Annotated in this window: 25 protein-coding genes; 15 read left to right on the top strand and 10 right to left on the bottom strand. The window is 42.2% G+C overall.

The window, feature by feature from the left end; translation table 11 throughout:
- Positions 1-2 precede the first annotated feature (2 nt).
- The 6 genes from LCD34_RS15580 (at position 3) to LCD34_RS15555 (ending at position 6,760) form a co-directional block, all read left to right on the top strand.
- On the top strand, positions 3-1,727 hold the full coding sequence (locus tag LCD34_RS15580) for a methyl-accepting chemotaxis protein (RefSeq protein ID WP_224559720.1): 1,725 nt from the start codon (positions 3-5) through the stop codon (positions 1,725-1,727).
- Positions 1,728-1,809: 82 nt separating this feature from the next.
- Positions 1,810-2,214, top strand: coding sequence for a DUF1992 domain-containing protein (locus LCD34_RS15575; RefSeq protein ID WP_224559719.1), 405 nt, complete (start codon positions 1,810-1,812; stop codon positions 2,212-2,214).
- A gap of 143 nt (positions 2,215-2,357) precedes the next feature.
- Positions 2,358-3,791, top strand: a complete 1,434-nt coding sequence (treP, locus tag LCD34_RS15570; RefSeq protein ID WP_224559718.1) for a PTS system trehalose-specific EIIBC component — start codon at positions 2,358-2,360, stop codon at positions 3,789-3,791.
- A 15-nt stretch (positions 3,792-3,806) separates the two neighbouring features.
- Positions 3,807-5,507: an alpha,alpha-phosphotrehalase gene (gene treC / locus LCD34_RS15565; RefSeq protein WP_017366820.1), complete on the top strand. Its 1,701-nt coding sequence runs from the start codon at positions 3,807-3,809 to the stop codon at positions 5,505-5,507.
- A gap of 19 nt (positions 5,508-5,526) precedes the next feature.
- A complete protein-coding gene (treR, locus tag LCD34_RS15560) occupies positions 5,527-6,243 on the top strand; it encodes a trehalose operon repressor (RefSeq protein WP_007496585.1) in 717 nt (238 codons plus the stop codon).
- Positions 6,244-6,325: 82 nt separating this feature from the next.
- Positions 6,326-6,760 (top strand): terpene synthase, encoded by a 435-nt coding sequence (locus tag LCD34_RS15555; RefSeq protein ID WP_224559717.1) that lies wholly within the window; start codon positions 6,326-6,328, stop codon positions 6,758-6,760.
- Between the two features lie 45 nt (positions 6,761-6,805).
- On the opposite strand, the gene LCD34_RS15550 is transcribed toward LCD34_RS15555, so the two are convergent.
- Positions 6,806-11,086, bottom strand: coding sequence for a multifunctional 2',3'-cyclic-nucleotide 2'-phosphodiesterase/3'-nucleotidase/5'-nucleotidase (locus tag LCD34_RS15550; RefSeq protein ID WP_224559716.1), 4,281 nt, complete (start codon positions 11,084-11,086; stop codon positions 6,806-6,808).
- Positions 11,087-11,340: 254 nt separating this feature from the next.
- Between LCD34_RS15550 and LCD34_RS15545 the strand changes: the two genes are divergently transcribed.
- Positions 11,341-11,859 carry a type 1 glutamine amidotransferase domain-containing protein gene (locus LCD34_RS15545; protein WP_007496591.1) on the top strand — a complete coding sequence of 173 codons (519 nt, stop codon included), beginning with the start codon at positions 11,341-11,343 and terminating at the stop codon, positions 11,857-11,859.
- 107 nt (positions 11,860-11,966) lie between these two features.
- On the opposite strand, the gene LCD34_RS15540 is transcribed toward LCD34_RS15545, so the two are convergent.
- Together LCD34_RS15540 and LCD34_RS15535 are read right to left on the bottom strand one after the other, a co-directional pair.
- Positions 11,967-12,182 carry a DUF1128 domain-containing protein gene (locus tag LCD34_RS15540; protein WP_008341757.1) on the bottom strand — a complete coding sequence of 72 codons (216 nt, stop codon included), beginning with the start codon at positions 12,180-12,182 and terminating at the stop codon, positions 11,967-11,969.
- Between the two features lie 75 nt (positions 12,183-12,257).
- Positions 12,258-13,613, bottom strand: a complete 1,356-nt coding sequence (locus LCD34_RS15535; RefSeq protein WP_076822848.1) for an alanine/glycine:cation symporter family protein — start codon at positions 13,611-13,613, stop codon at positions 12,258-12,260.
- Between the two features lie 174 nt (positions 13,614-13,787).
- Here LCD34_RS15535 and LCD34_RS15530 point away from each other — a divergent pair, with 174 nt between their 5' ends.
- Genes LCD34_RS15530 through LCD34_RS15520 form a run of 3 tightly spaced genes read left to right on the top strand, consistent with a single transcriptional unit; the run spans position 13,788 to position 15,448 of the window.
- Complete coding sequence (locus LCD34_RS15530; protein WP_008341755.1) at positions 13,788-14,258, top strand: low molecular weight protein-tyrosine-phosphatase; 471 nt, start codon at positions 13,788-13,790, stop codon at positions 14,256-14,258.
- Positions 14,259-14,278: 20 nt separating this feature from the next.
- On the top strand, positions 14,279-14,611 hold the full coding sequence (locus LCD34_RS15525; RefSeq protein ID WP_224559715.1) for a hypothetical protein: 333 nt from the start codon (positions 14,279-14,281) through the stop codon (positions 14,609-14,611).
- Between the two features lie 18 nt (positions 14,612-14,629).
- On the top strand, positions 14,630-15,448 hold the full coding sequence (locus LCD34_RS15520; protein ID WP_008341753.1) for a YihY/virulence factor BrkB family protein: 819 nt from the start codon (positions 14,630-14,632) through the stop codon (positions 15,446-15,448).
- A gap of 207 nt (positions 15,449-15,655) precedes the next feature.
- Here the strand turns inward: LCD34_RS15520 and LCD34_RS15515 are convergent, their stop codons facing one another.
- Positions 15,656-16,837: an MFS transporter gene (locus tag LCD34_RS15515; protein WP_224559714.1), complete on the bottom strand. Its 1,182-nt coding sequence runs from the start codon at positions 16,835-16,837 to the stop codon at positions 15,656-15,658.
- A 75-nt stretch (positions 16,838-16,912) separates the two neighbouring features.
- Here LCD34_RS15515 and LCD34_RS15510 point away from each other — a divergent pair, with 75 nt between their 5' ends.
- The 3 genes from LCD34_RS15510 (at position 16,913) to LCD34_RS15500 (ending at position 19,271) form a co-directional block, all read left to right on the top strand.
- A complete protein-coding gene (locus LCD34_RS15510) occupies positions 16,913-17,290 on the top strand; it encodes an OsmC family protein (protein WP_058214339.1) in 378 nt (125 codons plus the stop codon).
- A gap of 65 nt (positions 17,291-17,355) precedes the next feature.
- Entirely contained in the window at positions 17,356-18,423 is a 1,068-nt protein-coding gene (gene cax, locus LCD34_RS15505; RefSeq protein ID WP_017366829.1) for a calcium/proton exchanger, read from the top strand.
- A 65-nt stretch (positions 18,424-18,488) separates the two neighbouring features.
- Entirely contained in the window at positions 18,489-19,271 is a 783-nt protein-coding gene (locus tag LCD34_RS15500) for a YfkD famly protein (protein ID WP_017366830.1), read from the top strand.
- A 374-nt stretch (positions 19,272-19,645) separates the two neighbouring features.
- Here LCD34_RS15500 and LCD34_RS15495 read toward each other — a convergent pair whose 3' ends face one another.
- The 3 genes from LCD34_RS15495 to yfkAB all read right to left on the bottom strand — a co-directional run bounded on the left by LCD34_RS15495 (position 19,646) and on the right by yfkAB (position 22,611).
- Entirely contained in the window at positions 19,646-20,365 is a 720-nt protein-coding gene (locus tag LCD34_RS15495; RefSeq protein ID WP_052321017.1) for a YebC/PmpR family DNA-binding transcriptional regulator, read from the bottom strand.
- A gap of 280 nt (positions 20,366-20,645) precedes the next feature.
- The gene (locus tag LCD34_RS15490) at positions 20,646-21,482 is read right to left on the bottom strand and encodes a mechanosensitive ion channel family protein (protein WP_025206933.1); all 837 of its coding nucleotides are present in this window, start codon (positions 21,480-21,482) and stop codon (positions 20,646-20,648) included.
- 7 nt (positions 21,483-21,489) lie between these two features.
- The gene (gene yfkAB / locus LCD34_RS15485; RefSeq protein ID WP_017358799.1) at positions 21,490-22,611 is read right to left on the bottom strand and encodes a radical SAM/CxCxxxxC motif protein YfkAB; all 1,122 of its coding nucleotides are present in this window, start codon (positions 22,609-22,611) and stop codon (positions 21,490-21,492) included.
- A 147-nt stretch (positions 22,612-22,758) separates the two neighbouring features.
- Here yfkAB and LCD34_RS15480 point away from each other — a divergent pair, with 147 nt between their 5' ends.
- Complete coding sequence (locus LCD34_RS15480) at positions 22,759-22,950, top strand: SE1561 family protein (protein WP_003218031.1); 192 nt, start codon at positions 22,759-22,761, stop codon at positions 22,948-22,950.
- Between the two features lie 102 nt (positions 22,951-23,052).
- Positions 23,053-23,844, top strand: coding sequence for a delta-lactam-biosynthetic de-N-acetylase (pdaA, locus tag LCD34_RS15475; RefSeq protein ID WP_039168013.1), 792 nt, complete (start codon positions 23,053-23,055; stop codon positions 23,842-23,844).
- 233 nt (positions 23,845-24,077) lie between these two features.
- Here the strand turns inward: pdaA and LCD34_RS15470 are convergent, their stop codons facing one another.
- From LCD34_RS15470 to LCD34_RS15460, 3 genes are all read right to left on the bottom strand, one after another.
- The gene (locus LCD34_RS15470; RefSeq protein ID WP_017366835.1) at positions 24,078-24,572 is read right to left on the bottom strand and encodes a DUF2716 domain-containing protein; all 495 of its coding nucleotides are present in this window, start codon (positions 24,570-24,572) and stop codon (positions 24,078-24,080) included.
- 33 nt (positions 24,573-24,605) lie between these two features.
- Entirely contained in the window at positions 24,606-25,565 is a 960-nt protein-coding gene (gene corA / locus LCD34_RS15465; RefSeq protein WP_007496624.1) for a magnesium/cobalt transporter CorA, read from the bottom strand.
- A gap of 131 nt (positions 25,566-25,696) precedes the next feature.
- Positions 25,697-26,206: a hypothetical protein gene (locus LCD34_RS15460; RefSeq protein ID WP_050827060.1), complete on the bottom strand. Its 510-nt coding sequence runs from the start codon at positions 26,204-26,206 to the stop codon at positions 25,697-25,699.
- Positions 26,207-26,339: the final 133 nt, after the last annotated feature.

The following is a 26,339-nucleotide window of genomic DNA, read 5'->3' as shown; positions in this document are numbered from 1 at the left end:
AAATGGCGAAACAAAGGAAGTTTGGAGGACTTACGATATCCTCCAAAATCATGTCAGTCGTTGTCGTAACATTACTCGCAACCGTTGCATTATTCGTTCTAACATTTTATTTAGTTAGCCAGGATTTATCTTCCCAATTATTAAAGCAATTTGATTATCGATTAACAACAGATATTGATACAGCGAAAAAAGAAATCGATCATATTGATGGAAATGTCCTTAGCATTAGCGGGAAGGATGATCCCATTTATGTGGAGATCAAAAAGAAATTCACAGAACTACAAAAAGATCATACGCTTGAGAACTTATACGTGTTATCAAATAAGGGCGGCAAAGAAAGAATCATCGTACTAACAGGGGAAGACAATGATTTTGATCAAGATTATGTCTTTTCAGATGAAATGAAACAAGCTCTTTCTGAAGATAAAATGGTCAAAAGTGACATTTACGTTGATTCGTATGGGACTCATAAATCCGTCTTTTTACCAATTAAAGATTCAGGCGGTGAACTCACGGGGATTTTAGGAATTGACTTAGATGCCTCTGTTGTTCCAGCAACAACGAAAAAGCTGACAATTTATATCACAGTAGCATCTGCGATTGTGCTCATCGGCGGATTACTCTTCTCATTCTTCATGGGAAGAAGAATTGCAAAACCAGCACGCTCATTAATGGAATCAGCGGATCGAATTGCAGATGGTGATTTAACTGGCATGGTAGAAGTTCAAAGTAAAGATGAGATCGGTCAATTAGCGGCTTCCTTCCAGAAAATGCAGGGACGGATCAAAGAGCTTATTGGACAGATCTCAAACTCATCAAGTGAAGTGTCGAAAATGTCTTCACAGCTTCGCACAGTGACAACGGAATCTAGTCAAAGTGCACAACAAGTGTCAGAAGCGATGACGAATATGAGTGAAGGAATCAATGATTCAGTCGCAAACATTACAGACTGCACAACATCTGTTGCGGAAATCGATACACAAATCGAAGGCGTGACAAAAGAAGTGGATGAAATGAAATCTGTTTCATCAGAAGTACAAGAGCAGTCAGAATCTGGTCAAAAATTGGTGCAGCATGTGCTTGAACATCTCAACATGTTACATGACATGATGACAAGCTCCAAGCAAGCGGCAGAAGAATTGCAATCACATTCAACAGAAATTGAAAGTGTCATCTCCATTATTACGGACATTTCAGCGCAAACGAATCTGCTTGCACTGAATGCTTCTATTGAAGCCGCACGTGTAGGAGAAGAAGGAAAAGGATTTGCCGTTGTCGCTGATGAAGTCCGTAAGTTAGCTGAACAGTCAGCTGATGCAGCTAAAACGGTCTCAGACTTAGTCATTGGCACACAGGAAAATAGTCAGCGTGTCCTTGAAAGCGTGGAGGAAAGCAGTAAAGCAGTGGAAGAAGGCCGGGAGCAAATGAAAGGCACCTCGCAGAACTTCGCTGGTATTTATGATGGAGTGTCTCAATTTGCAAGCAGAACGAACAATTTGCTTCAATCTATTCAGCAGGTAGAACGAGCATATCAAACAATTTCTACATCGATTGAACAAATTTCGGTCGTGTCAGAAGAACATGCGGCAAGCTCTCAAGAAGTAGCGGCAGCAACAGAACAACAAAGTGCTGGCATGCAGCAAATTTCAAGTGCGATTGAACAGCTCTCTGACATGTCAGAGGACTTGGCACAAATGGTATCTACTTTTAAAATCGACAAAAAATAACGAGAAAGCTGGCTCTTGTGAGAGAGTCAGCTTTTTTGCTATGCTTAACCAAAATATCAGACGATCTGAAAGGAGACGTGTCATGGATTTTGCGCAGAGATTGTCAGAAGAACGGATCAAAAAGGCGATGGACCATGGAGCTTTTGAAGGACTATCAGGCTTTGGGAAACCTCTGCCAAAGGATGATGCTGCTCATGTACCAGAAGAGCTGAGGATGGGCTATCGAATCATGAAAAATGCTGGCTTTGCCGGGGAAGAAACCGCTTTGAAAAAAGAACTAATGACGGTCAAAGAATTACTGAAAACGAGTATAGATGGAGAAGAAAGAAAAAAACTCTCTCTCGTATGTGAGGAAAAACAAAAACGCCTCGATGAACTCACATCCAAGCGCCAAACGTTTGCTCGACCAGCCTCCTCCTTTTATAAGAATAGGGTCTACGAAAAACTAACGGAGCATAAAAAAGATGATGACACGCTGCCTCTCTGAGCACATTGAGGGAGCTTTTTTTATGAAAGCGCTACATTTTCTTATTGACTACATGTATATACAAATATAAAATATGAAGTGAACATGTATATACAAGTTTTGATTCTTTTTTCTTATAAAAAAACGATCTCGGAGGGGATAGCATGGCTGATTATCAGGCAGCGGCAGATCAGATTGTGAAAGCCATTGGCGGCAAAGAAAACATTGATCAAGCCACACATTGTGTGACAAGACTTCGTTTTGTGCTAAAAGATGAAGCTAAGGTGGATGAGAAAGCACTAGAACAAATTGATGAAGTGAAGGGATCTTTCTCAGCGAATGGCCAATACCAAGTGGTCATTGGTCAAGGAGTGGTGAATCGGGTTTATGCCGAAATGGTCAAACAGACGGGAATCGGCGAAGCGACAAAAGAGGACGTCAAGCGTGCCTCTGATCAGAAATTAAATCCTTTACAGCGTGCGGTGAAAACGCTTGCAGATATCTTCATTCCAATCCTTCCAGCTATCGTGACAGCCGGTTTATTGATGGGGATTAATAATATTTTAACAGCTCCTGATATTTTCTTTGATCAAAAATCCATTGTGGATGTGTATCCGGCATGGGCGGATTTAGCAAATATGATCAACTTGATTGCAGGCACTGCCTTTACCTTTTTGCCAGCATTAATCGGCTGGTCGGCTGTCAAGCGGTTTGGAGGTAATCCACTTTTAGGGATGGTCCTCGGACTGATGCTTGTACATCCAGATCTGTTGAATGCGTGGGGATATGGAGCGGCGGAAAAGACAGGTGACATTCCTGTTTGGAACTTGTTTGGACTTGAAGTACAAAAGGTAGGTTACCAAGGGCAGGTTCTTCCGATACTCGTTGCCTCTTATTTACTCGCAAAGCTCGAATTATTTATAACAAAAAGGACACCTGAAAGTATTCAGCTGTTAGTTGTTGCACCAATTACATTATTACTCGTTGGATTTTTATCATTTATCGTCATTGGTCCCGTTACATTTGCGATCGGAAACGTTTTAACATCTGGACTCGTCACCGTATTCCAGCAATTCGCAGCACTTGGCGGTCTTTTATATGGCGGATTGTATGCAGCGTTAGTCATTACAGGGATGCATCATACGTTCCTAGCAGTCGATATTCAGCTGATTAACTCAAAACTGCACGGCACGTTCCTATGGCCAATGCTCGCCCTGTCTAATATTGCTCAAGGGTCGGCGGCACTTGCGATGATGTTTGTCTTAAAAGATGAAAAGCAAAAAGGGCTCTCGCTGACATCAAGTATTTCTGCTTACTTGGGCATTACTGAACCGGCGATGTTTGGGGTGAACTTGCGCTATAGATTCCCATTTATTTTTGCCCTGATCAGTTCAGGGATAGCTGGTATGTTTATTGCCTCACAAGGGGTACTGGCAAGTTCAGTCGGCGTTGGAGGCATTCCAGGAATCTTCTCGATCATTCCGAAATATTGGGGGGCATTTGCCATCGGAATGGTGATTGTGCTGATCGTCCCATTCATTGGTACCCTTTTATATGCAAAACTTAAAAAGAAGGATGTATCACAAGAACTTAACTAGTGGTGGTGAAGGAAATTGAATCAACAAACAAACGAACCGTGGTGGAAAAAAGCCGTGGTCTATCAAATCTATCCGAAGAGCTTTTTAGACACAACAGGCTCTGGTACAGGTGATATCAATGGCGTGACGAAAAAGCTCGACTATATCAAAGAGCTAGGGGCGGATTGTATTTGGCTGACCCCTATGTATGAGTCACCACAGCATGACAATGGTTATGATATTAGTGATTATACAAAAATCCATGACATGTACGGCACAATGGCCGATTTTGAGCACATGCTGAAAGAAGCACATGAACGAGGGATCCGTGTCATCATGGATCTAGCCGTGAACCATACGTCGATTTTCCATGAGTGGTTTCAAGCCTCCCGAGAGTCGAAGGAGAACCCGTATCGAGACTATTATATTTGGAAGGAGCCGAAAGCGGACGGCTCTCCTCCGAATGACTGGCAGTCAAAGTTTGGCGGCCCAGCGTGGGAATTAGATGAAGCGACAGGTGACTATTATCTTCATTTATATGATGTTACCCAGGCAGACCTCAATTGGGAACATGATGAAGTGCGCAGGAAAGTATATGACATCATGCACTTTTGGTTTGAAAAAGGGATCGATGGATTCAGACTGGATGTCATCAATAACATTTCAAAGGATCAACGCTTTTTAGATGATGCCGGGCAATCAGTGCAAGGTGATGGACGTATGTACTATACAGATGGGCCGAGAATTCATGAATTTTTGCATGAAATGAATCAGGAAGTGTTTTCGAAATACGATAGCATGACCGTGGGGGAAATGTCTTCAACGAATATTACAGACTGCATTCGGTATACAAGACCTGATCGGCAGGAGCTGGATATGACGTTTAATTTTCATCATTTAAAAGTCGACTATCCTAACGGTGAAAAGTGGGCCATTGCGCCATTTGATTTTCTAGAGTTGAAATCAATTCTGTCAGAATGGCAGACGAAAATGCATGAGGGCGGCGGCTGGAACGCACTCTTTTGGTGCAACCATGACCAGCCACGCATCGTGTCTAGATACGGTGATGATGGCACGTACCATCAGCAATCAGCGAAGATGCTGGCGACCACCATTCATTTGATGCAAGGCACTCCTTATATTTATCAAGGTGAAGAAATTGGGATGAAGAATCCTCGCTTTGAGGACATTTCGTCATACCGCGATATCGAATCACTCAATATGTACGAAGTCATGCTTGAAAAAGGGAAAACAAAGGAAGAAGCTTTGGCGATTTTACAGGTCAAATCAAGAGATAACGCAAGGACACCTATGCAATGGACGTCGGAAAAAAATGTGGGGTTCTCAAAAGGTACGTCTTGGATTGAACCAGCTAAAAACGGCATTTCAGTAGAAGCTGCCTTAAAAGATGAGACGTCGATTTTTTATCATTATCAAGCCCTTTGCAGGCTTCGTAAGGAACTTGATGTAATCACCTATGGGAGCTTTACTTTACTGCTGGCAGATGATCCAAAGGTGTTTGCGTATGTCCGAGAAGGCAAAGATGAGAAGATTCTCGTGATCAACCATTTTTATGCAGGCGAGACGGACTTTACACTTCCAGATGAGCTTGCAAAGGATGTCAATGAAATGGAAGGGCAAGTTCTGCTGTCCAATTATGAGGATGTGCCGGCAGATATCAAGGGATTTACGTTGCGCCCATATGAGTCAATCGTTTATCATTTAACCAAACGCTAGTAAATGGGGCGGAAGGAAAATGAAAGAGAATAAGTTTCGAGTGATTTATGATCAGCTCGCAAGACGAATTGAACAAGGTGAATGGCAGGATAAAGGCATCCTCCCATCAGAACATGAGCTATCTGTCATGTATGACACATCCCGTGAGACGGTGAGAAAGGCATTAAACATCCTTGTGCAAAATGGCTATATCCAAAAAATTCGTGGGAAAGGCTCAGTATTGCTGAATCGAGAGAAAATGCAGTTCCCAGTTTCGGGTCTTGTCAGCTTTAAAGAGCTTTCCCAAACGCTTGGGCGAAAGACGGTAACAACGGTTCATGAGTTCGGTTTAATCAAGCCAGATCAGTATATTCAGTCTCAGCTGAAAATCAGTGGGCAGGAGGACGTTTGGGAAGTCATTCGCTCTCGCAATATTAGCGGAGAAGAAGTCATTTTAGACAAAGATTACTTTTTGCAAAAACATGTGCAGGTCTTGTCTAAGGACATTTGTGAAGGATCGATCTACGAGTATATTGAAGGAGAACTTGGGGTCTCGATTAGTTATGCTCAAAAGGAATTTGTGGTCGAGCCATGTACTGAAGAAGATGAGAGGTATCTCGATTTGAACGGGTTTGATCATGTGGTGGTGGTGAAGAATTATGTGTTCTTGGAGGATACGAGTCTATTCCAATACACAGAAAGCCGCCACCGCCTAGATCGTTTCAGGTTCGTGGATTTTGCTAGAAGAGAGAAGTAGACAGGGCCGAGGCTCTGTCTATTTCAGGTTGTAGGGAAACAAGGGATTAAACAATAGAGAGAGCAACATCTCAGGAGGAAAAATGATCAGACTGAATAGACCACTCAAATTACGAGATTTAGAAATTTTTAGCGTGATGAAAGATCACAGGATTTTATGTTATGTCATCATTGAAGACACGCGAAAACCGTTTACGGAAGAAGATAGAAAATTAGAGCCGTTATGTTATATGGATGAAGAAGACATTCAAGCGACTTTGAATGTGTTTCATCTTTCAATTATCAATGATGAAACATTAAATGAAGAAGATTTAACCCTTGTGAAATCGTACTTTGCTGAATTTGTGAATAACACGAACTTAACGAATTTCATTACGAGAGAATATGTTCAAGAGGATTTATATGCCGTTGATGATGAAGATGATATCACGTTCTTTAATAGAATGCTGCGTCATATAGGGTCAGATGATGTGAAAGAATTTGATAACCGTCATTGGATTTATTTATCCCAAGATTGATAGTGAGATGGAAAAAGGACAGAGCCAATGCTCTGTCCTTTTCTATTAAGATGATACTTTGTCTCGTGTGCGCTTGCGCTGGTAGTAATAAAGGATACCGCCTGAGGCGAGCATGAGCAAGCCAATTAATACCGCTGTATACATCATTGTTGCGGTATTCGGCAGTGTGCCGCCTGGTAAGCTGCTTCCATCCTGACTTGGATCCGAACCGCCTGGAGCAGAAGTTCCACCGTCTCCGCCAGTTTGGTCTGGAGCTGTTCCAGCAGCTTCACTTTGATTGAGTACGGTGTATTCACTAAAGTGCTCCGTTTTACCTGAGACAATCCCGTTTTCGAATGAACCGTTACTTGTTTTGGCATAGCGGTTTTTCTCACGATCGACATAATAGACACCTGGTTTTTTCGCTTTTTCAGGCGCATCTAATGTAAAGAACAGTGTGACGGGATCTTTAAAGGTAGACACATTTTTCTGATCTTGTTTGATTTGGAAATCGTAAGTGTCGGTTAATGCATTTTTCACCTTATTTGTTTTTGCCATTGATATATCTGCTTGTTGCTCTGACAAATTGGAGAGCGGTAATGCTAGACCGACTTTGTCATGATAGATGGTGACGTTTGGATCTTGCTCTCGTTTCTTCAGTTCAGCTACTTGCCCTTTTGATAGAGACAATTGAACCTTTTTCGCTTCGGTTGCTTTGTCTAAATAGAGCAATGCTTTGTTCGTATGCTGCACATACGTTTGGAATTTCTCATCATCTTGAATGTCATAGGCGCCTTTTCCTTTCAAGCGAGGAAGGAATACTTCTTTCACTCGATGGTCGATGACTGGAGAAATATGACCGTCTGCCTGTTCAATTTGCTCTTTGAAAATTTCATAGTCAACATAGCCTAAGTCTTCACCATGAGACGCTTCTGTAAAGACGCTGTAGCCATCACCGCCTGTGCCGACAAATGCATTAGTCGCCACGCGGTATGTTTTCTGATCATCAATGTCAGTCAGATTGCCCTTTTGATCTTTCAATTTGACATCAATCAGTCTGCTGCCAGCTGGTTTACTCAGTGTAAACGTATATTCAATACCGGCTACATGAGGGAATGCGCCTCCGCCTTCTTCAATGCCTAAAAGACCTTGTTCAAGCGCTTTTTTAATTTGACTGCCTTTTAAATCTGCGACATATAGTGTGTTTCCAAAAGGCATCACCGTTAAAATATCCCCTAATGTGATATCTCCTTTTTCAATGCTGCCTCGAATACCACCGCCGTTTGTAATGGCAAGGTCAGCCCCAGCAGATTCTTGTGCTTTCTTTAACATGCCATCTGCAATAAAGTTTCCAAGGTTCGTTTCCTTTGCACGGACGTGTTCACGTTGTCCATCTAAAAAGACATCTGACGTCCCGACTTTTTCGGTTTTTAAATCTTGGATATCTGCTTTGTACTGATCAAGAATCGCTTTTGCGTCCGCATCTTCTTTCACAGAGTCGTCGATCGTGATGAGGTCAAAAGTAGATTCTTTTGGCTGTACGACGCCTTTTTTGTCAAAGGCCACGTCTACTTTTCCTAAAAATTGTCCGTAGTCTTTTACTTGCGCAACAATCGTAGGTTCTTTTTTATTGATGACCTTTAATTTTTCAACAAGGGTGTGGGTGTGACCGCCAATGATGAGATCAATGCCATCTACTTTTTGAGCCAGTTCTAGATCACGGTTATAGCCAATATGTGTAAGCGCAATAATTTTATTGATTTTTTCCTCAGTTTGAATGGTATTGACTGTTTCTTTTGCTTTTTTGTATGCATCTTGAAATTGAATGTTTGGACCACTGCTGGATGTAATGGCTGTGTCTTCAGTGGTTAGACCGAATACAGCGACCTTTTCACCATTTACGTCAAGTAGAATGTAAGGGTAAATGCCAGCTTCTTTTTTCTCACCAGCTTTAAATGTTGCTGGTTTTTTCACTAAATCGCTTAACTGTTTTTCCTTAGAGACATTCACGTTTGATGACACGATCGGGAAGTTCGGTTTTTCAAACTGGTGACGGTTTTGAGCATCTACGCTGGATGCATCACCTGTCAGGAATTGACGAAGGACAGATGGACCTTTGTCAAATTCATGATTCCCAAACGTCATGGCATCGTATTTCATTAAGTTCATCAGTTTCAGATCGGCAAGTCCTTGCCATTTTGTGAAATAGAGATCACCAGAGAAGACATCTCCAGCGTCTAATAAAATATTGTTTTCGCTTTGGGCGCGAACTTCTTTGATCTTGGTTGCGCGTCTTGCTGCATCATCCAGATGGGCATGTGTATCGTTTGTATGCATCACCGTTAAATGCCAATTGTCTGTTGCAGGTGGTTCTGTTGTACCATCATCTTTAAACGCTAGCTTGTACACGCCAAGTCCGTCTGTGCTGGCATTTCGAATAAAGTCGACGCTGCTTGATTTCTCTGCGAACGGTTTTGCAAGTAGAGAAGATTCAAAGGTGACTGTTGCGCCTTTTACTGGTGCAATGGACCAGTTTTGATCTGCGCTTGGGTTAATGGTTTTTTGTTCAATAATATAATCCATCAGCACTTGGCGGTTCTCATCTGCTGAGGCAAGCACCACTTTATCTTGTGTGAGGTGTGGGAAGCCTCCGCCGCCAGATGCACGGTAGTTGTTTGTCACGACTAAAAATTCTTGATTGTCAGAAACGGGTTTTCCGTTGTAAGACAAGTTTTTGATGCGGTTCGCATTAGCGTTAACAAGTGTGCCTGTTGTGCTGTATTTAGCAGGCTGTGTGACATCTACTTGGTACGTCACACCATCGATCACATCAAAATTATATGAGCGGTATTCTTCGTTTAAAATAGGCTGTTCATTTGAAGTATTTGGTTTGATTTGGTTAAACTGACCAGCAGACATTTCAAGCCAGTCTTTTACTTCACTGCCTTTTAGTTTTACAATCTGTACGGTGTTATCGTAAAGATAGAGATCGCCGATGTTTTTAATCGCTAAATCACCTTTTGCGATATTTGTATAATAGTTCACACCGTTGCGTCCACCGGCTTTAAATGGCGCACCCGCAGAGAGAATCGGCAAGTTTTTGTACGAAGTATCTTTCATTTTTTCTTGTGCATACCATTTCTGGGCATCTGTCACGATTTGAATAGAAGGGTCATCCATCACTTGAGCGAAAAAGCTGTTAATGTCTGCTTCTGTTTTTCCAACTGGCTTTCTGACGTAATCCAGGGTGTTTTGGTGAGTTGTTTGAATGGCATCTTTCACTGTACTGTTTTGAGATGTCACCCCGGCAACGGATTCGATTTTGCCTGTTCCGTCTGTGACTTTCCATTTGCTGCCGTCTGGTTCTAGTGTTAAATCAATGACTCCGAGGTAGCTTCCCCAGTTTTTTGACATGACGACAGGAATGCCATTAATGGTTCCCTTTGCGACATCAAATTTGTCTACGCCGCTATATTCAGCGCTTGGGAATGTGCCATGCTGGTGGCCAGACACAATCGCATCAATGCCTTTTGTTTTCGTGGCAAGGTCAAAGATCATATTTTCTGATCCTTTAGGTGAAGCTGTTTTTTCAATTCCTGTATGAGCAAGAGCGACGATGACATCTGCGCCTTTTGCTTTCATTTCTGGAATGGTTTCATTCGCAGACTCCACAATATCTTGCACTTGAACTTGTCCATCTAAATGTTTCTTATCCCACGTCATAATTTGTGGTGGTACGAATCCTATGTAACCGACTTTCACAGTTTGGGAGGCTCCGTTTGCATCTTTAAAGGTTTTATCCTGAATGACATAAGGAGTAAATCGGTGTTCTCCGTTTAACTTTTTGACGTTCGCATTGACAATCGGGAAGTTGGCGCCCGCAATGGTACCGTCAAGAAAAGATAAACCGTAGTTAAATTCATGATTGCCGAGTGTACCTGCATCATATTTTAATTTGTTGAGTGTATGAATAATGGGGTGAACCTTTGTTTGATTGATGATGCTGTCTTTTTCATTTTTATAAACGTATTCTCCAAGAGGGGTTCCTTGAATCAGGTCTCCGTTATCAACAAGGAGTGTATTGGGATTTTGTGAACGGTGCTTGTCAATCAGCTCGGCTGTTTTTGCCAAACCGAATTCATTTGTTTCTTTGTCACTGTAGTAATCATAATTCATCATGTTCGCATGAACATCCGTTGTGGCTAAGATACTGACCTTTACGGCACTGCCGCTTTCTGTTTCTGCATGAGTAGGTACTGCTGGGAGAATGAGACTAATCAACATCATGGAAGTGAGCAGAATAGACAGGTTTTTCCTTCGTTTAGACCTATGTGCTTGCTTCTTCACCTGATCTCCGCCTTTCTAATTTTTTTGACCACAATACCTATTGTAGAAATGTTTCGTTAACTTTTGTAGTTATTTTTTGCAGATTATTGTAAAGATAACATAAATCATACGAATTACCTTGTTAAGGGAATGTGAATGAGTCTAAATGCTTATTTTTCTGAAAGGGGGTTTTCTCATAGGGATAGGATGTTTGATTTCAATTGGCGGGGGTATAGTGTGTAGTGTAAACGATAATCAAGCAGGAGGGTTTCTACATGGGTAAGAAAATTGCAGTTGTCTTAACAGATTACTTTGAGGATGTTGAATTCACCGAGCCTGCAAAAGCCTTTAAAGACGCAGGCCATGAGATCACAGTGATTGAAAACGAAAAAGGAAAAACAGTGAAAGGAAAGCAAGGAGAGGCAGAAGTAAGAGTCGATGCGTCTATCGATAACGTGAAACCAGAAGACTTCGATGCACTTCTGATTCCTGGCGGCTTCTCACCAGACATTCTGCGTGCGGATGATCGCTACGTGCAATTCACAAAAGCCTTTATGGACGAGAAAAAACCAGTATTTGCGATCTGTCATGGACCGCAATTGCTTATTACAGCGAAGACGCTGGAAGGAAGAGGCGCGACCGGCTATACATCCATTCAAGTAGATATGGAAAACGCAGGCGCCAAATTCAAAGATGAAGAAGTCGTTGTTTGTCAGGATCAGCTTGTCACAAGCCGTACACCTGATGACATTCCAGCATTTAACCGTGAATCATTAAAACTGCTTGCAAAATAAGTAGTTTTGACAGGATAAAAAAAGCCAGCACCTTGCGAGGTGCTGGCTTTTTCTGTGCATGGATATAAGAAAGCGGCGTCAACCGCAATTCAGTATCAGGTGCACGATTATTTTCTTAAGCTTTTCAGCTCGCTTGCAATGGCTTGCATTTCACTTGGGCTGAATGAAGATTTTTTCATCACCATTTGGTGAAGAAATTCAATATCTTCATACTTATCTGGACTGAAGTCTTCTGCTTTGATGACTCCAATATTCAGCATATTGAGCTTTTGCGAAATGTCTTCAATCAGCTGATTGACTTCAGCCGCTTTTTGCTGTGACAAGGGCGGCACGTCCTTTCCTGCATGTGTCGAATAATATGTCTATTTTAACAGAAAAGCAAAAGAATAAAAGGGCTATTATGACGACACTGAAATGTTTTTTTCCTTTTTCTCCTCTTTGATCTTATCAATGATTCGTTTGGATTCAAACACCACAACACCTGATAAACCGATGAGTCCAATTAAGTTTGGAATGGCCATCAGTCCATTGAGCATATCTGCTACGCCCCAGACGAAGTCATTCTTAAACACGGCACCGAAAAAGACAGCTATCACAAACACGATACGATAATACATGACGTACGAATCCTTCGCCAAATATGTAAAGCATTTTTCCCCGTAATAGGACCAGCCAATGATGGTTGAATAAGCAAACAGGAGCAGCCCGATTGCCACGATGGTTGAGCCAGCTGGACCGAGGAAGTGAGCAAAGGATAACGAAGTCAGCGCATCACTTTTTTCTGTTAAATACATATCTGCCATGACAATCGTAATGCCAGTGATAGAACAAACAATGATGGTGTCAATAAACACTTGTGTCATAGAGACGAGCGCTTGACGGGCAGGCATATCCGTTTTCGCAGCCGCAGCAGCAATTGGTGCTGATCCAAGACCAGCTTCATTGGAAAAGACGCCTCGCGCGACACCCCAGCGAATGACGGTTCCAATCGCACCACCTGCTACGGCTTGACCTGTAAAGGCATCTGAAAAAATCAGCCCAACTGCGCCTGGAACAAGATCAGCATTCATGACAAGAATGATCAGACCACAAATGACGTAAAATAAAGCCATGACTGGTACAAAAATAGATGTCACTCGGCCGATACTTTTAATTCCGCCTAAAATCACGAGTGCCGTAAAGGCGGTAATGATGATACCTGTCACCCATGTTGGAATTTGAAAAGTAGAATTCATGACGCCTGAGATGGAATTAGACTGTACCAGGTTGCCGATCCCAAAGGCAGCACTGGCACCGAAAACAGCAAATAGCACCCCTAGCCATTTCTGTTTTAACCCGTGCTCTAAATAATACATAGGGCCGCCAGACATTTCGCCTTTTTCGTTTTTGACCCTGTATTTTACAGCAAGAACAGCTTCTGCAAACTTGGTGGCCATCCCGAAAAATGCAGCAAACCACATCCAAAATACTGCACCAGGACCACCTGCAATGACAGCTGAGGCAACACCGACGATATTCCCTGTACCGACAGTTGCAGCAAGAGCCGTCATTAATGCTTGGAAATGGGAGATATCTCCCTCTGAAGTTTTGTCTTGTTTTGAAAAAGCGAGCTTTAAAGAATAAGGAAGTAATCTAATTTGAATGAAGAGGATGCGAAAGGTGAGGTAGATTCCAGTACCAACAATTAAAATCAACAGGGGAGGCCCCCACAAAAAATTGTTCATCGTCGTGACAAATTGCTCAATGATTCCCATCTAATGTCCCCCTTTGTTTGTGTAATTCTCCTAAAGTTTCTCCTGTTTTTGTGTAATTTGTCAATGCCGATGGGAGTTTTTCTTGCAAAGTTTCCAAAAGAAAAAGGGCTTGATATGATAGAGAAAAGGTTTTCCAAAGGGACTCTTAGGGAAAAGATAGGAGGAGAATGAAGGATGATTCATGTATTATTTGTATGCCTCGGCAATATTTGCAGGTCACCGATGGCAGAGGCGATGTTTAGAAAACGAGTCGAAGACGAAGGGCTGAGTGAACACTTTGTGATTGATTCAGCAGGCATTGGTGGCTGGCATCAAGGCAGTCCTCCGCATGAAGGAACACGAAAGCTGCTTGATGAAAAGGGTATCAGCTATGAAGGAATGACTGCAAGACAAATCATGGATAAGGATATCACCACATACGACTATATCATTGCGATGGATGCTGAAAATGTTGGCGCCCTCCGCAGTTTAGCCGGCTATGGAAAACATCACTTTATTGGCCGTCTTCTTGACTTTGTAGAAGACGACGATCGAGACGATGTGCCAGATCCTTATTACACTGGGAACTTTGAGGAAGTACATGATTTAATTGAAACAGGAATTGATCGTTTTTTGACGTATGTAAAAAAAGAGAAACACCTTTAACGGAAAGGAGATCAGATGAGATGGAAGAGAACAAACAAATCGTGCTTCGAGGAGCTGTTATAGGCGCAGCCTGCGGCATATTGCTGACATTATTTCATCGCCCAACAAGGATTGCATTAAAAGAAAAATGGAATGACTGCCAGCAAAAGCTGGATGAATACCGCCTGGAGCCGGGCAGGATGTCTGCTTGCGTGAAGGAAAAAATGGAAGAAACGAAGCAATTGATGAGAACGGTCTCAGATGATTTGTCTTTTCTGAATGAACAGGTAAATCAGTTAAAGGAAACAACACCAAAGGTATTAGAGATTATTGAAGAAACAAAGGATCACTTTCAAAAGAAACAGAAAGATTGATCATTGGAGATGAGGCGTATGGGTTTTGTTAAAGCGTTAATTGGACGCTTTTTGCTGCATGAAGGACCGGCAAAATCAGCTGAGCTTGCGTATTTCTTTTTGCTTTCATTATTTCCGTTTCTCATCTTCGTGCTGACGCTTGTTGGTTATTTGCCGCTGACATCAAAGGATGTTCTAAGTGTCATTTCTGGTTATGCGCCAGAGGGAGCGCTTTCCATGATTGAATCCATTGCCGAAGAGACACTGAATAACCGTAACGGCGGATTGTTGTCATTCGGGATTATTGCGGCACTCTGGTCTGCATCCAACGGCATTAATGCGGTGGTCAGAGCATTTAACCACGCTTACGAAGTTGAGGAAAATCGTTCCTTCATTCTCGTACGTTTAACATCGATCATCTTAACCATTGCGATGGTGCTTACGATTATTTTTGCCTTGATGCTGCCTGTCTTTGGAAAAGAGCTTGGTTTATTCGTTGCCAAATTAGTAGGGCAGTCAGATGCGTTTCTCACCATTTGGACCGCCATGAGATGGATTATTAGTCCACTGATTTTACTGATTGTTTTTACATCCCTATATTATTTTGCCCCTAACATCAGGCTGAAATTGAAATTTGTGCTGCCGGGCGCCATATTCGCCTCTGTTGGCTGGATTCTCGTCAGCATGCTATTCTCATTTTATGTAGGCGAATTTGCTAACTATAGTGCGATGTACGGAAGCATTGGGGGAATCATTATATTAATGATCTGGTTTTATTTAACCGGCATTATGATCATCCTCGGCGGCGAGCTCAATGCGCTTTTACATAAGCGTAAAATCGTACCAGGCAAGGTGTGAAGAAATCCGGGCATCCTAAAGGAGAACGAACATGTTCAATCTTGACGGATGGGGGAATACCGAATGTCTAAACAATCGAAAAAAGGCGGAAGCAACACAAAACAAAACAAAGGCCATCAGCCAAAGCACAAAACAAGCGGAAGTGCGAATGGACAAAATGGGTATCACTAGATGAAAAAACTCCTCTGCATAGGTGCAGAGGAGTTTTTAATGAGAAATGGATTCGTTTGGAGTGTCGACCACTGACTGTGTACGCCCAAATCGAACACAGCAAAACACAAATAAAATCACAATGCTGACAAGGTAAAGTAAATTCATGCCCTCGAACGTCTGCACAAAGAATCCGCCAAGAACCGGACCGAGAATACTTCCTGCACTAAACGCCATCCCGCACATCAAATTCCCAGCAGGCAGCAGATGCTTTGGCAATAAGTCTGTCATATAACTGATGCCAAGTGAGAAGGTCGAACCTACAGCCATACCTGCGATAAAGAAACAGATCGCAACAGCCAAAACGGACTGAATGAAAATCCCTGCTAAAAGGAAAAAGAATGAACCGACGAGTGTCACAACTAAAATCATGCGTCGTCTGCCGAAACGGTCACTCAGCATCCCGAGAGGAAGCTGAAAAACAATACTCCCAATCGCAAACGCAGGTAAAATAAACGCAACAGCATCTATCGTCACCCCGCTTCTCAGCGCATACACAGGGAAGTTACTATTGAGCGTCGTTTCTAAAAAGCCATAGCAAAACGGCATCATAAACGCTACCCAGCCAAATTGAAACGCCTTCTTGAAGCGCTTCAAACTATTTGTCTGCTCTGACGTCTGCATCTCACCTGTATCAGGATATGTATTTTTTAAAACAAACACAAGCAGCCAAATACACAAACTAACTGCACCAGACACAATAAACGGCAAGGATGGATTGATTTCAATGAGTGGTGTTAAAAAAGGGCCAGCGGCAAAACCGAGTCCAAAGGATAACCCATACAATGAAATATTTCGCCCGCGATTTCTAGATGATGAGGCATAGGTTACCCACGTCTGTGTGGAGAAATGAAGCATATGATCACCGATGCCGATCATCAGCCGCAAGAAGAACCAGACGACATAAGATTCAATAAAGACAAAGCTAAACAAACTTAAAAAGACAGCAGCGCCTCCAATGACGATCAATGGTTTAAATCCGAAGCGGCGCAGCGGCGCTTCCATAAATGGAGACGCAAGCAGCACGCCGATATATAAGCCGGTGGCATGCAGTCCGTTTAACGTCGGAGAAGTGCCGGCATGTTCGAAAATAATCGAAATAACTGGCAGTAACGCTCCCTGTGAAAAACCAGATACGGATACAAGTAAAATTAAAATCATAAAATGAATTCTCGACATAAGAAGCTCCTTACAAGTTCATGCTTTCATCGTACAATGGAACCATAGGGGTTTCAATAGAAAGGTGGAAAAGGAATGAAGCTGATATACGAAAATGATCGGTGGGTCGCAAATGCTGATCAAAGGCAGCTGTCTATTTCGGGAAATGAAGAAGCGGGATACAGGCCGTATCAATTGTTCACCTCGGCTATTGCGGGCTGTTTTGGAGAAATGGTCATTCATGTATGCCGAAAAAAACGAATATCCTATCAAGGGCTGACCATTACACCTGAAACGACAAGAGAAGGAACTGTAAACAAAATCACTCATATTCATTTACATATGATCTTTGAAAGCATCAGCACCTCTGATGAACAGCTGGAAAAAGTAATGAAACTTGCGTTGAAGCATTGTTCCATGGTGCAATCCGTGAAAGGAACGATCGATATCACCCTTTCACACGAACGAATCTAAATGTATATGATGCCGGCACTCACGAAAGAATAACAGTCAGATATGATGTAAAGGAGATTGGCTGTATGAATCGTTTGTTTCTTGTGATTGTCGCAATCGGTGTTCCATTATCTGTAATTGGCAGTTTTCTTCATTTCCCGCAGGCTGTCATGTTCGCCGTCTATTGTATCGCCATCATCGGTCTTGCAAGTTTTATGGGAAGAGCGACAGAGAGTCTTGCCATTATAGCGGGACCAAGAATTGGCGGTTTGTTAAACGCTACTTTTGGAAATGCAGTGGAATTAATCATTTCATTTTTTGCATTAAAACAAGGACTCACTGCCATTGTCCTTGCTTCACTCACTGGCTCAGTGATTGGCAATTTACTGCTCGTGGCTGGACTGTCCTTTTTCGTTGGCGGATTGAAATTTAAACGACAAGAGTTCAACGTCCACGATGCAAGGCATAACTCTGGGCTGCTTATGTTTGCGATTATTGTGGCATTTGTCATTCCAGAAGTCTTTTCCATGGGGATGGCAGAAGATCGTCAATTTGTTTTAAGTATCGGCATTAGCATCGTGATGATTTTGCTTTATGTCGCAGCACTCTATTTCAAACTTGTCAGCCACAGGGGTGTTTATGTTGCCAAGCAAGAAATTGCGGAAGGGGAAGCCGCTACGGAAGAAGAAACACCAGAATGGTCGGGGAAGTTTGCCACGGCGATTTTACTCCTTGCGACAATTGCTGTGGCGTATATTTCAGAGCGGCTCGTCCATACATTTGACACAGTCGGAGAACAGTTTGGCTGGAGTGAACTGTTTATCGGGGTCATCATTGTTGCGATTGTCGGTAATGCAGCAGAACACGCATCTGCTGTGATTATGGCGTATAAAAACAAAATGGATGTCGCGGTCGAAATTGCTTTCGGTTCCACGCTTCAAGTCGCCATGATGGTCGCACCGATCCTTGTGATCAGCTCTCTGTTTTTTGAAAAGCAAATGCCACTGATCTTCTCATTACCAGAGCTCATTGCCATGGCATCCTCTGTTTTACTAACGGTCATCCTCTCAAATGATGGGGATACGAACTGGTTTGAAGGTGCTACATTGCTCGCTGCCTATTTTATTATGGCGATTGGATTTTTCCTTTTATAATTTTGTGGATAAGGGACGTCTTTCGGGAAAATACTATGGAAAAATGAATGAGAAAGAGTGATGATATGAAAAAGATGCCCCGCATCATGTTTGTTGTTCTCTTATCCTTAAGTTTTCTATACAGCTTTCCAGCCGAGGCAGCAAAGCCGTTTAAGGTGCCATCGTCTGTCGCCAGTATCTCAAAGGAAAATACGTATCCAAATGCGTCACAGGATCAACCGCTGCTCCAGCCGAGCGAGCTGACGGCCGAATTATTTAAAACAACAAGTGTACCAATTGAAAATACACATTTGATTAAAATGCTGAATGAATCCAGCATCTCAGGTACACCGCTAGCAGTTGGCTACAGGGCAACGATTTTTCTTGGAAGATGGGCACTCAGCTATGATTCAAACGAAACCGTCGCCAATTGGGAATACAAAAAAGTGAACACGAATCACATTGATAATAGAGGCGGAAACAAAACAGCCATCGGCAAATATGTGCAAAAGCAACAAGTAAAAGTAAGTGGAGGGCTCACAGCAAAAGTACCAAACCCAGAAGATGTGAAAACATTGATGATGCAAAAAGCCATCCAAAAAACAAAACTTCCGCTCGCCTTCGACACAGTGATTGGTGCAGGAACAAAGCGAGATCAGTCCTACCACGTATCTCCGAAAAAAGCAGCAACCCTGCATGCATACGCTCCAGCCATTAACGAAAAAGGAAAGGTTACTTACGGAGAAGTGTATCTTGTGCTCAAGGGAAATAAACGCAAACTTGTCGTAAAAAATGTGACCTCACAAGGAATCGGCGCTTGGATTCCTGTTCAGGATCACCTGACGTTTGGGTTTCAAGGGATGAATTAAAAACAGTCATCTCCTCTTACCAAGGGGAGATGACTGTTTTTTGATTAAGATGTCCTATCTTTTTTCTTTTTCATTTCATGAATGTAAAAATCAAAGGAGTTATATAAAAACCATACAAAGAAAAGAAAGAGAAAGACTTTAGTGAATATCGTCAAATTGTTGAAAATTAAGCATAGGCCAATAAAAGGGAGGATCATAAAGCCATAATACGAAAACCACCATGTTTTAAAAATGAAACTCAGCCCCTTGGTTATTTGTGGAAACGACTCTACCTTCATATTACATGGTCTTGAGTAGAACGTAAACCTTACCTAGACAATAAAAAAGCCAACGCAGAAGTTGAATGAATCCAACAACTACGATGGCTTAGCTGATTATTCTCCTAAATCCACATTATGATAAACTTGCTGCACGTCTTCAAGCTCTTCTAATACATCGATGAGTTTTTCAAATTGTGCTTTCGATTCATCATCTAATGTCACTTCGTTTTGAGGCAGCATTGTGATTTCGGCTACAGTAAATTCTTCTACGCCTGCCTGTTTGAACGCTTCTTGAACTTGATGGAATTGATCTGGTTCAGCGTATACAATCACTGTTTCATCTTCTTCCATAATGTCACGTACATCAATGTCTGCTTCCATTAAAAGTTCAAGCGTTTCTTCTTCACTTTTCCCCTCGACACCGATCACCGCTGTTTGGTCAAACATGTAAGCAACAGATCCACTGACGCCCATATTTCCGCCGTTTTTCCCAAATGCTGCACGAACATCAGACGCTGTGCGGTTGACGTTATTGGTCAGGGCATCAACGATCACCATAGATCCGTTTGGACCAAATCCTTCGTAACGAAGCTCATCGAAGTTCTCTTCTGCGCCGCCTTTTGCTTTTTCAATCGCACGGTCCACAATGTGTTTTGGGACACTATATGTTTTTGCACGTTCTAGGACAAAACGAAGTGCTTGGTTTGATTCTGGATTTGGCTCACCTTGCTTGGCAGCCACATAGATTTCACGCCCGAATTTTGCGTAAATACGACTTGTATTGGCATCCTTTGATGCTTTCTTTTCTTTAATGTTGTTCCATTTACGACCCATCTTATTCACTCTCTTTCAATTAGTAAATACACAGTATGAGGGTCCCCATGCTGCATGAAATCAATCTGCTTTCTATTATACATGAATCAGTCAAGAGGATAGAAGTAAGAGGGCTGAAATGAAAGGAATTTCTTAGCTGAAGTGTTCGAGCTGTTCGAGTGTCTCATCTTTCTCATGTGGTCTAGTCAGCTCATCATACCGAATGATCTAGTGAACTACATGCATGATAATTAACTGATTAACAAAAAGTGATCAAAAAAATAACCCCATCAAAATGAGGTTATTTTGCAGGCTGTGGATAGACGAGATCCTCAAGCAATTTCACATCATGCTGATGAAGTTGTGTGATCATTTCTTTTCGCACAGCGAGGGCGGCTTCGAAGTATTTTTCATCCTCGACCATTCCTTTTACGGTGATCTCAATCCCGCGATTCAATTTATTGAGCCCCATAATGCCATGAACCTGAAAAGGTTCAATGGCGTTTTGGAATTCATCTTTTTTCAGTAAATCATGATGCATTTGATTTAACTGATCACATGCTGTTTCTAGCGCCTTGAAAGCAATGTCAGGATTTTGGTTTGCGCTGATCAAGACTGACTCTGTGATTCGCATGTAGTGCATATTGTAGTTTTGGATTTGACGAATGTCTCCGTTTGAAATGGTTAACAGCTTGCCGCTCCATTCTCTAATTTGCAAAGACCGGAGACCAATTTCTTCAATGGTTCCGTTAAAAAGATTATTGACCGTCACATAGTCACCTTTATGAATTTGCCGTTCATAAATGAGGAAGATGCCGGCTAAAATATCACGAATCAAGGTCTGAGCGCCAAAACCAATGACAATTCCAGCCACACCAGCCCCCGCAAGGATTTTCCCAAAGTCATGAAAGAATAAAGAAATCACATATAAGACAAAACATATGGAAGCTGTATACTTTGAAACCGATTTGACCAAGCTCTCAATGGTTTTTTTCTTTTTATCTTCAATGAATTCAGTTCGTTTAAAGAAAATCTGAAGCGCTTTGTTGATCATAAAGACGGCAAGCCAAAGAATGAGGCCAACAAGGAGAATTTCAATGTATTTGTTCTTGACCACTGTCAGAAATGTTTCGTCCATCTATCGGTTACCCCCTGGCTGTACGAGAAGTAAAATCAACATCTTGATAATAACTGTTTTTCACAAGAACATTCGGACCAAGGCATTGCACACTTGGGCAATGACAATTCAGTTCTTTTGCCAATTTTGTGTTCATCCAGCGTGTATAAGCTGATTGCAACGTATCGGTTTCAATATTTCCTAATGGCGGTGTATCGCCAAAGTCTGTCACAATAATATTCCCATCAAAAATATTCACATTCAACCGTGAACGGCCATCAGGGTCATTTCGTACTGTCACATTTTTCGCTTGACGCAATCGAGTCAAGAGGCGCTGGTCTTCTTCATCTGTGCTGCATGAATAAAATGGCAATGTGCCAAACAGCATCCATGTGTTCTCATCACGAACATCGAGCAACTGATGAATCGCATCCCGCATTTGCGGAAGCGACAATGATTCAAGGGCGCTGGCAAAATCACTTGGATACATCGGATGAACTTCGTGACGCTGGCATTTCATCTCGTCCACGATTTGACGATGGATGTGTTCAATATAAGGAAGCGTACGCTTATTCAGCATCGTTTCAGCAGATACGGTTACACCCGCTTTCACAAGTGCCTGACTATTCTCAATCATGCGGTTAAACAATTTCTCGCGCTGCTCAAAGGTTGGCTTTCGGTCCATCATTGCAAAACCAACCGTAGCAAACTCTTCGACTGTTCCCCAGTTATGTGAAATGTGTAGGACATCCAAGTATGGAATAATTTCTTCATATCGAGCCAAATCAAGTGTTAAATTCGAATTAATTTGGGTACGGACGCCGCGTTCATGGGCATATTTTAATAAAGGAACGACATATTCCCGTACAGATTTCAGAGACAGCATCGGCTCTCCGCCTGTGATGCTAAGGGAACGCAAGAGTGGTACTTCATCTAAACGGCGAAGCAGTAAATCGAGTGGCAGTGCATTCGGATCTTTTGGCTGCAAAGTATAGCCAACCGCACAGTGCTCACATCTCATGTTACACAACGTCGTTGTCGTCAATTCAATATTTGTCAGCTTCATTTCTCCGTAATCCTGCACATCGAGATAGGCTTCCCAAGGGTCGAATGCAGGTGTAATCGGACGAAGTGCTGTTTTTTGGTTCATGGTATCTATCTCCTTTTCATTCGGGCAAACATAGACCCGCCAACAGTTAATTTTAAGCCCCATCACCGTTATACGCAAGAGGGGACACAATTGATTTACAAAGGAAAAAAAGATAAGCTATAAACAAATGCTAAAGGGAGTGTATCTATGGGCAAGGCAGCAGACAGCAAAGAGCAGCAGGTTGATTATTTAAAGAACCGATTAGATATGTTTATGAATGTGATTGATTCATTAGATCCTGAATCCACAGACGTTGAGGATATAGACAGACTCATCCAGATGATTGACGACCTAGAAGCGAAATATGAACGATTTAAAACCGATTGGAAGGAAGAATAGCTCGCGCTGATGCGGGCTTTTTTCTTTAAATTGGCAGGTGAAAAAGTGTATGAGTACCCGGTATATTCTGCACAATAGAAGAAAAACCGGGAAGTGACGTAAATGAAAAAATGCATACTGATCTGTCTATGTGCGCTTTTTGTATCGATGCCTTTTTCAAACTTAGAAGCCGTGTCTAATCAGCCGATTCATTGGGGATTTGCTAAAAGCAAAGAGCACAAGCCAGCAGATGCCGGCAAGGAACTGACGACACTCTTAAAGAAATATGATGCTTTCTATTTAGGGAATACGAAAAAGAAAGAGATTTATTTTACTTTCGACAATGGCTATGAAAATGGGTACACACCCAAAATCTTGGACGTGCTGAAAAAACATCAAGTACCCGGCACCTTTTTTGTGACTGGGCACTTCGTAAAGGACCAGCCCAAGCTCGTCAAACGTATGGCAGAGGAAGGTCATATTATTGGCAACCATTCCTATCACCATCCAGATTTAACAACAAAGAGCACGAAAGAAATCAAAGAAGAGCTAGATCGTGTCAATGAAGCGGTATACAAAATCACAGGAAAACAAGATAACCTCTACCTTCGTCCACCGCGCGGGGTGTTCAGTGAAAGGGTACTAAAGGAAACGAAACAGCTTGGCTACCAAACCGTTTTCTGGTCAGTAGCGTTTGTAGATTGGCACATCCACCATCAAAAAGGAAAACAGTATGCGTACAATCAAATGATGAAACAGGCGCATCCGGGTGCCATTTACTTACTTCATACCGTCTCAAGGGACAATGCCGAGGCACTTGATGATGCCATCACTGCTTTAAAAAAACAAGGATATACCTTTAAAAGCTTAGACGATCTCATGCTTGAAAAAGTATGGCATCTCCCTCAGCTATAGAAAAAAGCTTGCAGACATCTGCAAGCTTCAGCGTGTAGCCAAACCCTCGCATTCGTTGTCAGTCCTGCGTGCTGGTGCTCACGAATGTGAAATTCGCTCCGCGCCAGTACTCGTCCTTCCTAGACTGCAAAGGTTTTCTATCACGCTGAAACGAAGACAAAGGGCTAAAATTAAGTTCATTTTAGCCCTTTGTCAACAATCCGAAGCTTGCAGACATCTGCAAGCTTTTTGACTTATCCTTCTCTTATTTTACGCTGGAACAAAAGGGGACGATGACGAGTAAAGGAGTCAATCAAGCCCTCACCGAAAATCGTGATGCTTTGCTCCCAAGGATGTCCTAGTAAACCCCAGGTCATCTCTTTCGATAAAAAGAAATAGTAATCCCCATTTGGGAGCACAGGGACTCTCCATTCTCCAAATTCATCTTTTTCAAATGAGCCATATGGTGTGATCCAATAGCATTCGTGCTGCCAATCAAGTACCTGCATATATTCGCCGGTTCCGGTGATATTCTCCTGAAAAGACAGCAGTGCCTTCTTTTCAAGGTCTTCATCCGCACTTAGGAGAGAAGGGTCCTCGAAATAAGCAGAGATATCATATGTGATGTAAGGAGATGGTGCTTGAAAACCGGGAAAGCGAGAAATGCTTGGGTTAAATTTAAACTTTTGATCAAATGTTTTCCATGCGTACTTTAGTTCTTTGTCTGACAGTGGAATCCAGTTTTCCATAGTATCTCCCTTTCAAGCACTTCTCTCAAAAAACTATTTGAAAATCCTAAACCATCCTTTATGTTTAAACCACAAAAGCATCCCTGAGACAAGCAAACCCATGAAAATCAGTACGCCAAAATAGCCATATTTCCAGTGTAATTCAGGCATGTTATCAAAGTTCATCCCATACACCCCAACAATAAAGGTGAGTGGAATAAAAATCGTCGAGACAATGGTCAGTGTCATCATGATGGCATTCATTCGGTTGGAATTTAGTGTTTGATAGCTGTCTCGTAAATCGGCTGTCATATCACGGTTTGACTCAACGATCTCTGTTAGTTTCAATAGATGATCATAAATATCATTAAAATATGCTTGCCGGTTTGCATCGCTTTTCATCATATTCGTGTTCACAATTCGATATAAGAGGTCCCTCATCGGGATAATGGTTCTGCGCAGTTTGAGCAAATCGGATCGAATACCGAATACTTCGTTCATTAATGTACCATACGTTTTATGCCCTTCTTCATCCTCGATTTCATTGAGCCTGTCCTCAATTTGATAAATAATAGGAAAATAATCATCGACGAGCTGGTCGATCAGCATATAAGCCATATGCTCTGGACCGCTCTCTCGCGCTTTATCAGACCCTTTGAGCTTTCGAATGACTCGATCAATGTAGGGTGCTTCCTTCAAATGAAAAGTAACGATATAGTTTTCTCCAACAAACAGGTCGACTTCTTCAGATCGAAGTGTTTTTTGATTGAGGGCATGAAGGACGAAAAATAAATACCCTTCATAAAAATCAAGCTTTGGCCGCTGTAAATAATGGAAGCAATCTTCAATCGCAAGCGGATGGAACTGAAAAAATTCCTTTAACAGTGCTGCTTCCTTTTCCGTTGGCGCATAAAAATCAATCCAATACCAGGCAATGTCAGGGCTTGAAAGCTGCTGCAATGTTGCATGTTCAATCAAGTCGCCGTTTTTTGTCACTGCAAGTTTTTTCAGCATGTGCACCCCTCCAGACTTGCATTATATCATGAAGCAGCAGCGGTGAACTTATACGTTTTCACCATAAAAAAGCCGATCTCATCGCTGAGATCGGTCCAATGTGCGTGTATGATTGATGGATAAAGCGAGAATTAAGGACGGTGGAACGTAACGAATTTATTTTGACGGTCAAACCAGCCTCTAAATGCCCAGTTATCCCAGCCGCCATCGCCGTTGTTTTTAAATGTACCGCTCTCAAAAACCCAAATACCGTAAACAACATTACCAAGGTTAGCAGTAGCGAAAGTTTTCACACCATTAAAGCGGTCTTCATAGTTTTGGCTTAGGTTAAAGACCATGACGTTATATCTGCCGCCAGCAGCATAGAATGTGCTTTCCATTACACCTTTAACGAATCCAGAACGGTTGGCATTTGCATTTACTGCGTTAATGATTGCATTGGCAATTCCAAGGACATCGAAATTGACGTTAACATTAGGACTAGCTGTCGTTCCAGCTTTACCTTCAGCAGCTTTGTTTAACACAGTTTGCTGAATAGTTGTTGAAACTGGAGCAGTTTTTTGCTCAGCAGCGTCAGCGAATACTGGTAGTGTCGAAGAAACAGCAGTGGCAAGGGCAACAGAAAGAATTGTTTTTTTCATTGGTCGGATCTCCTTTGTTTTTAAATTTTGGGTCTTCTTTTAGTAAAACGTGAAACTAGGTGAAGCCGGTTATCAATGAGGTAAATATGTTCCTGCAAGATGAAACAAATGATTGCCTAATCCGCTAATTCCT

The organism is Bacillus sp. RAR_M1_44 (genome assembly GCF_020165935.1).
GTDB classification, from domain to species: Bacteria; Bacillota; Bacilli; order Bacillales; family Bacillaceae; genus Bacillus; species Bacillus altitudinis.
The sequence above is the reverse complement of the archived record's forward strand: the minus strand, read 5'-3'. Positions and strand labels throughout refer to the sequence as shown.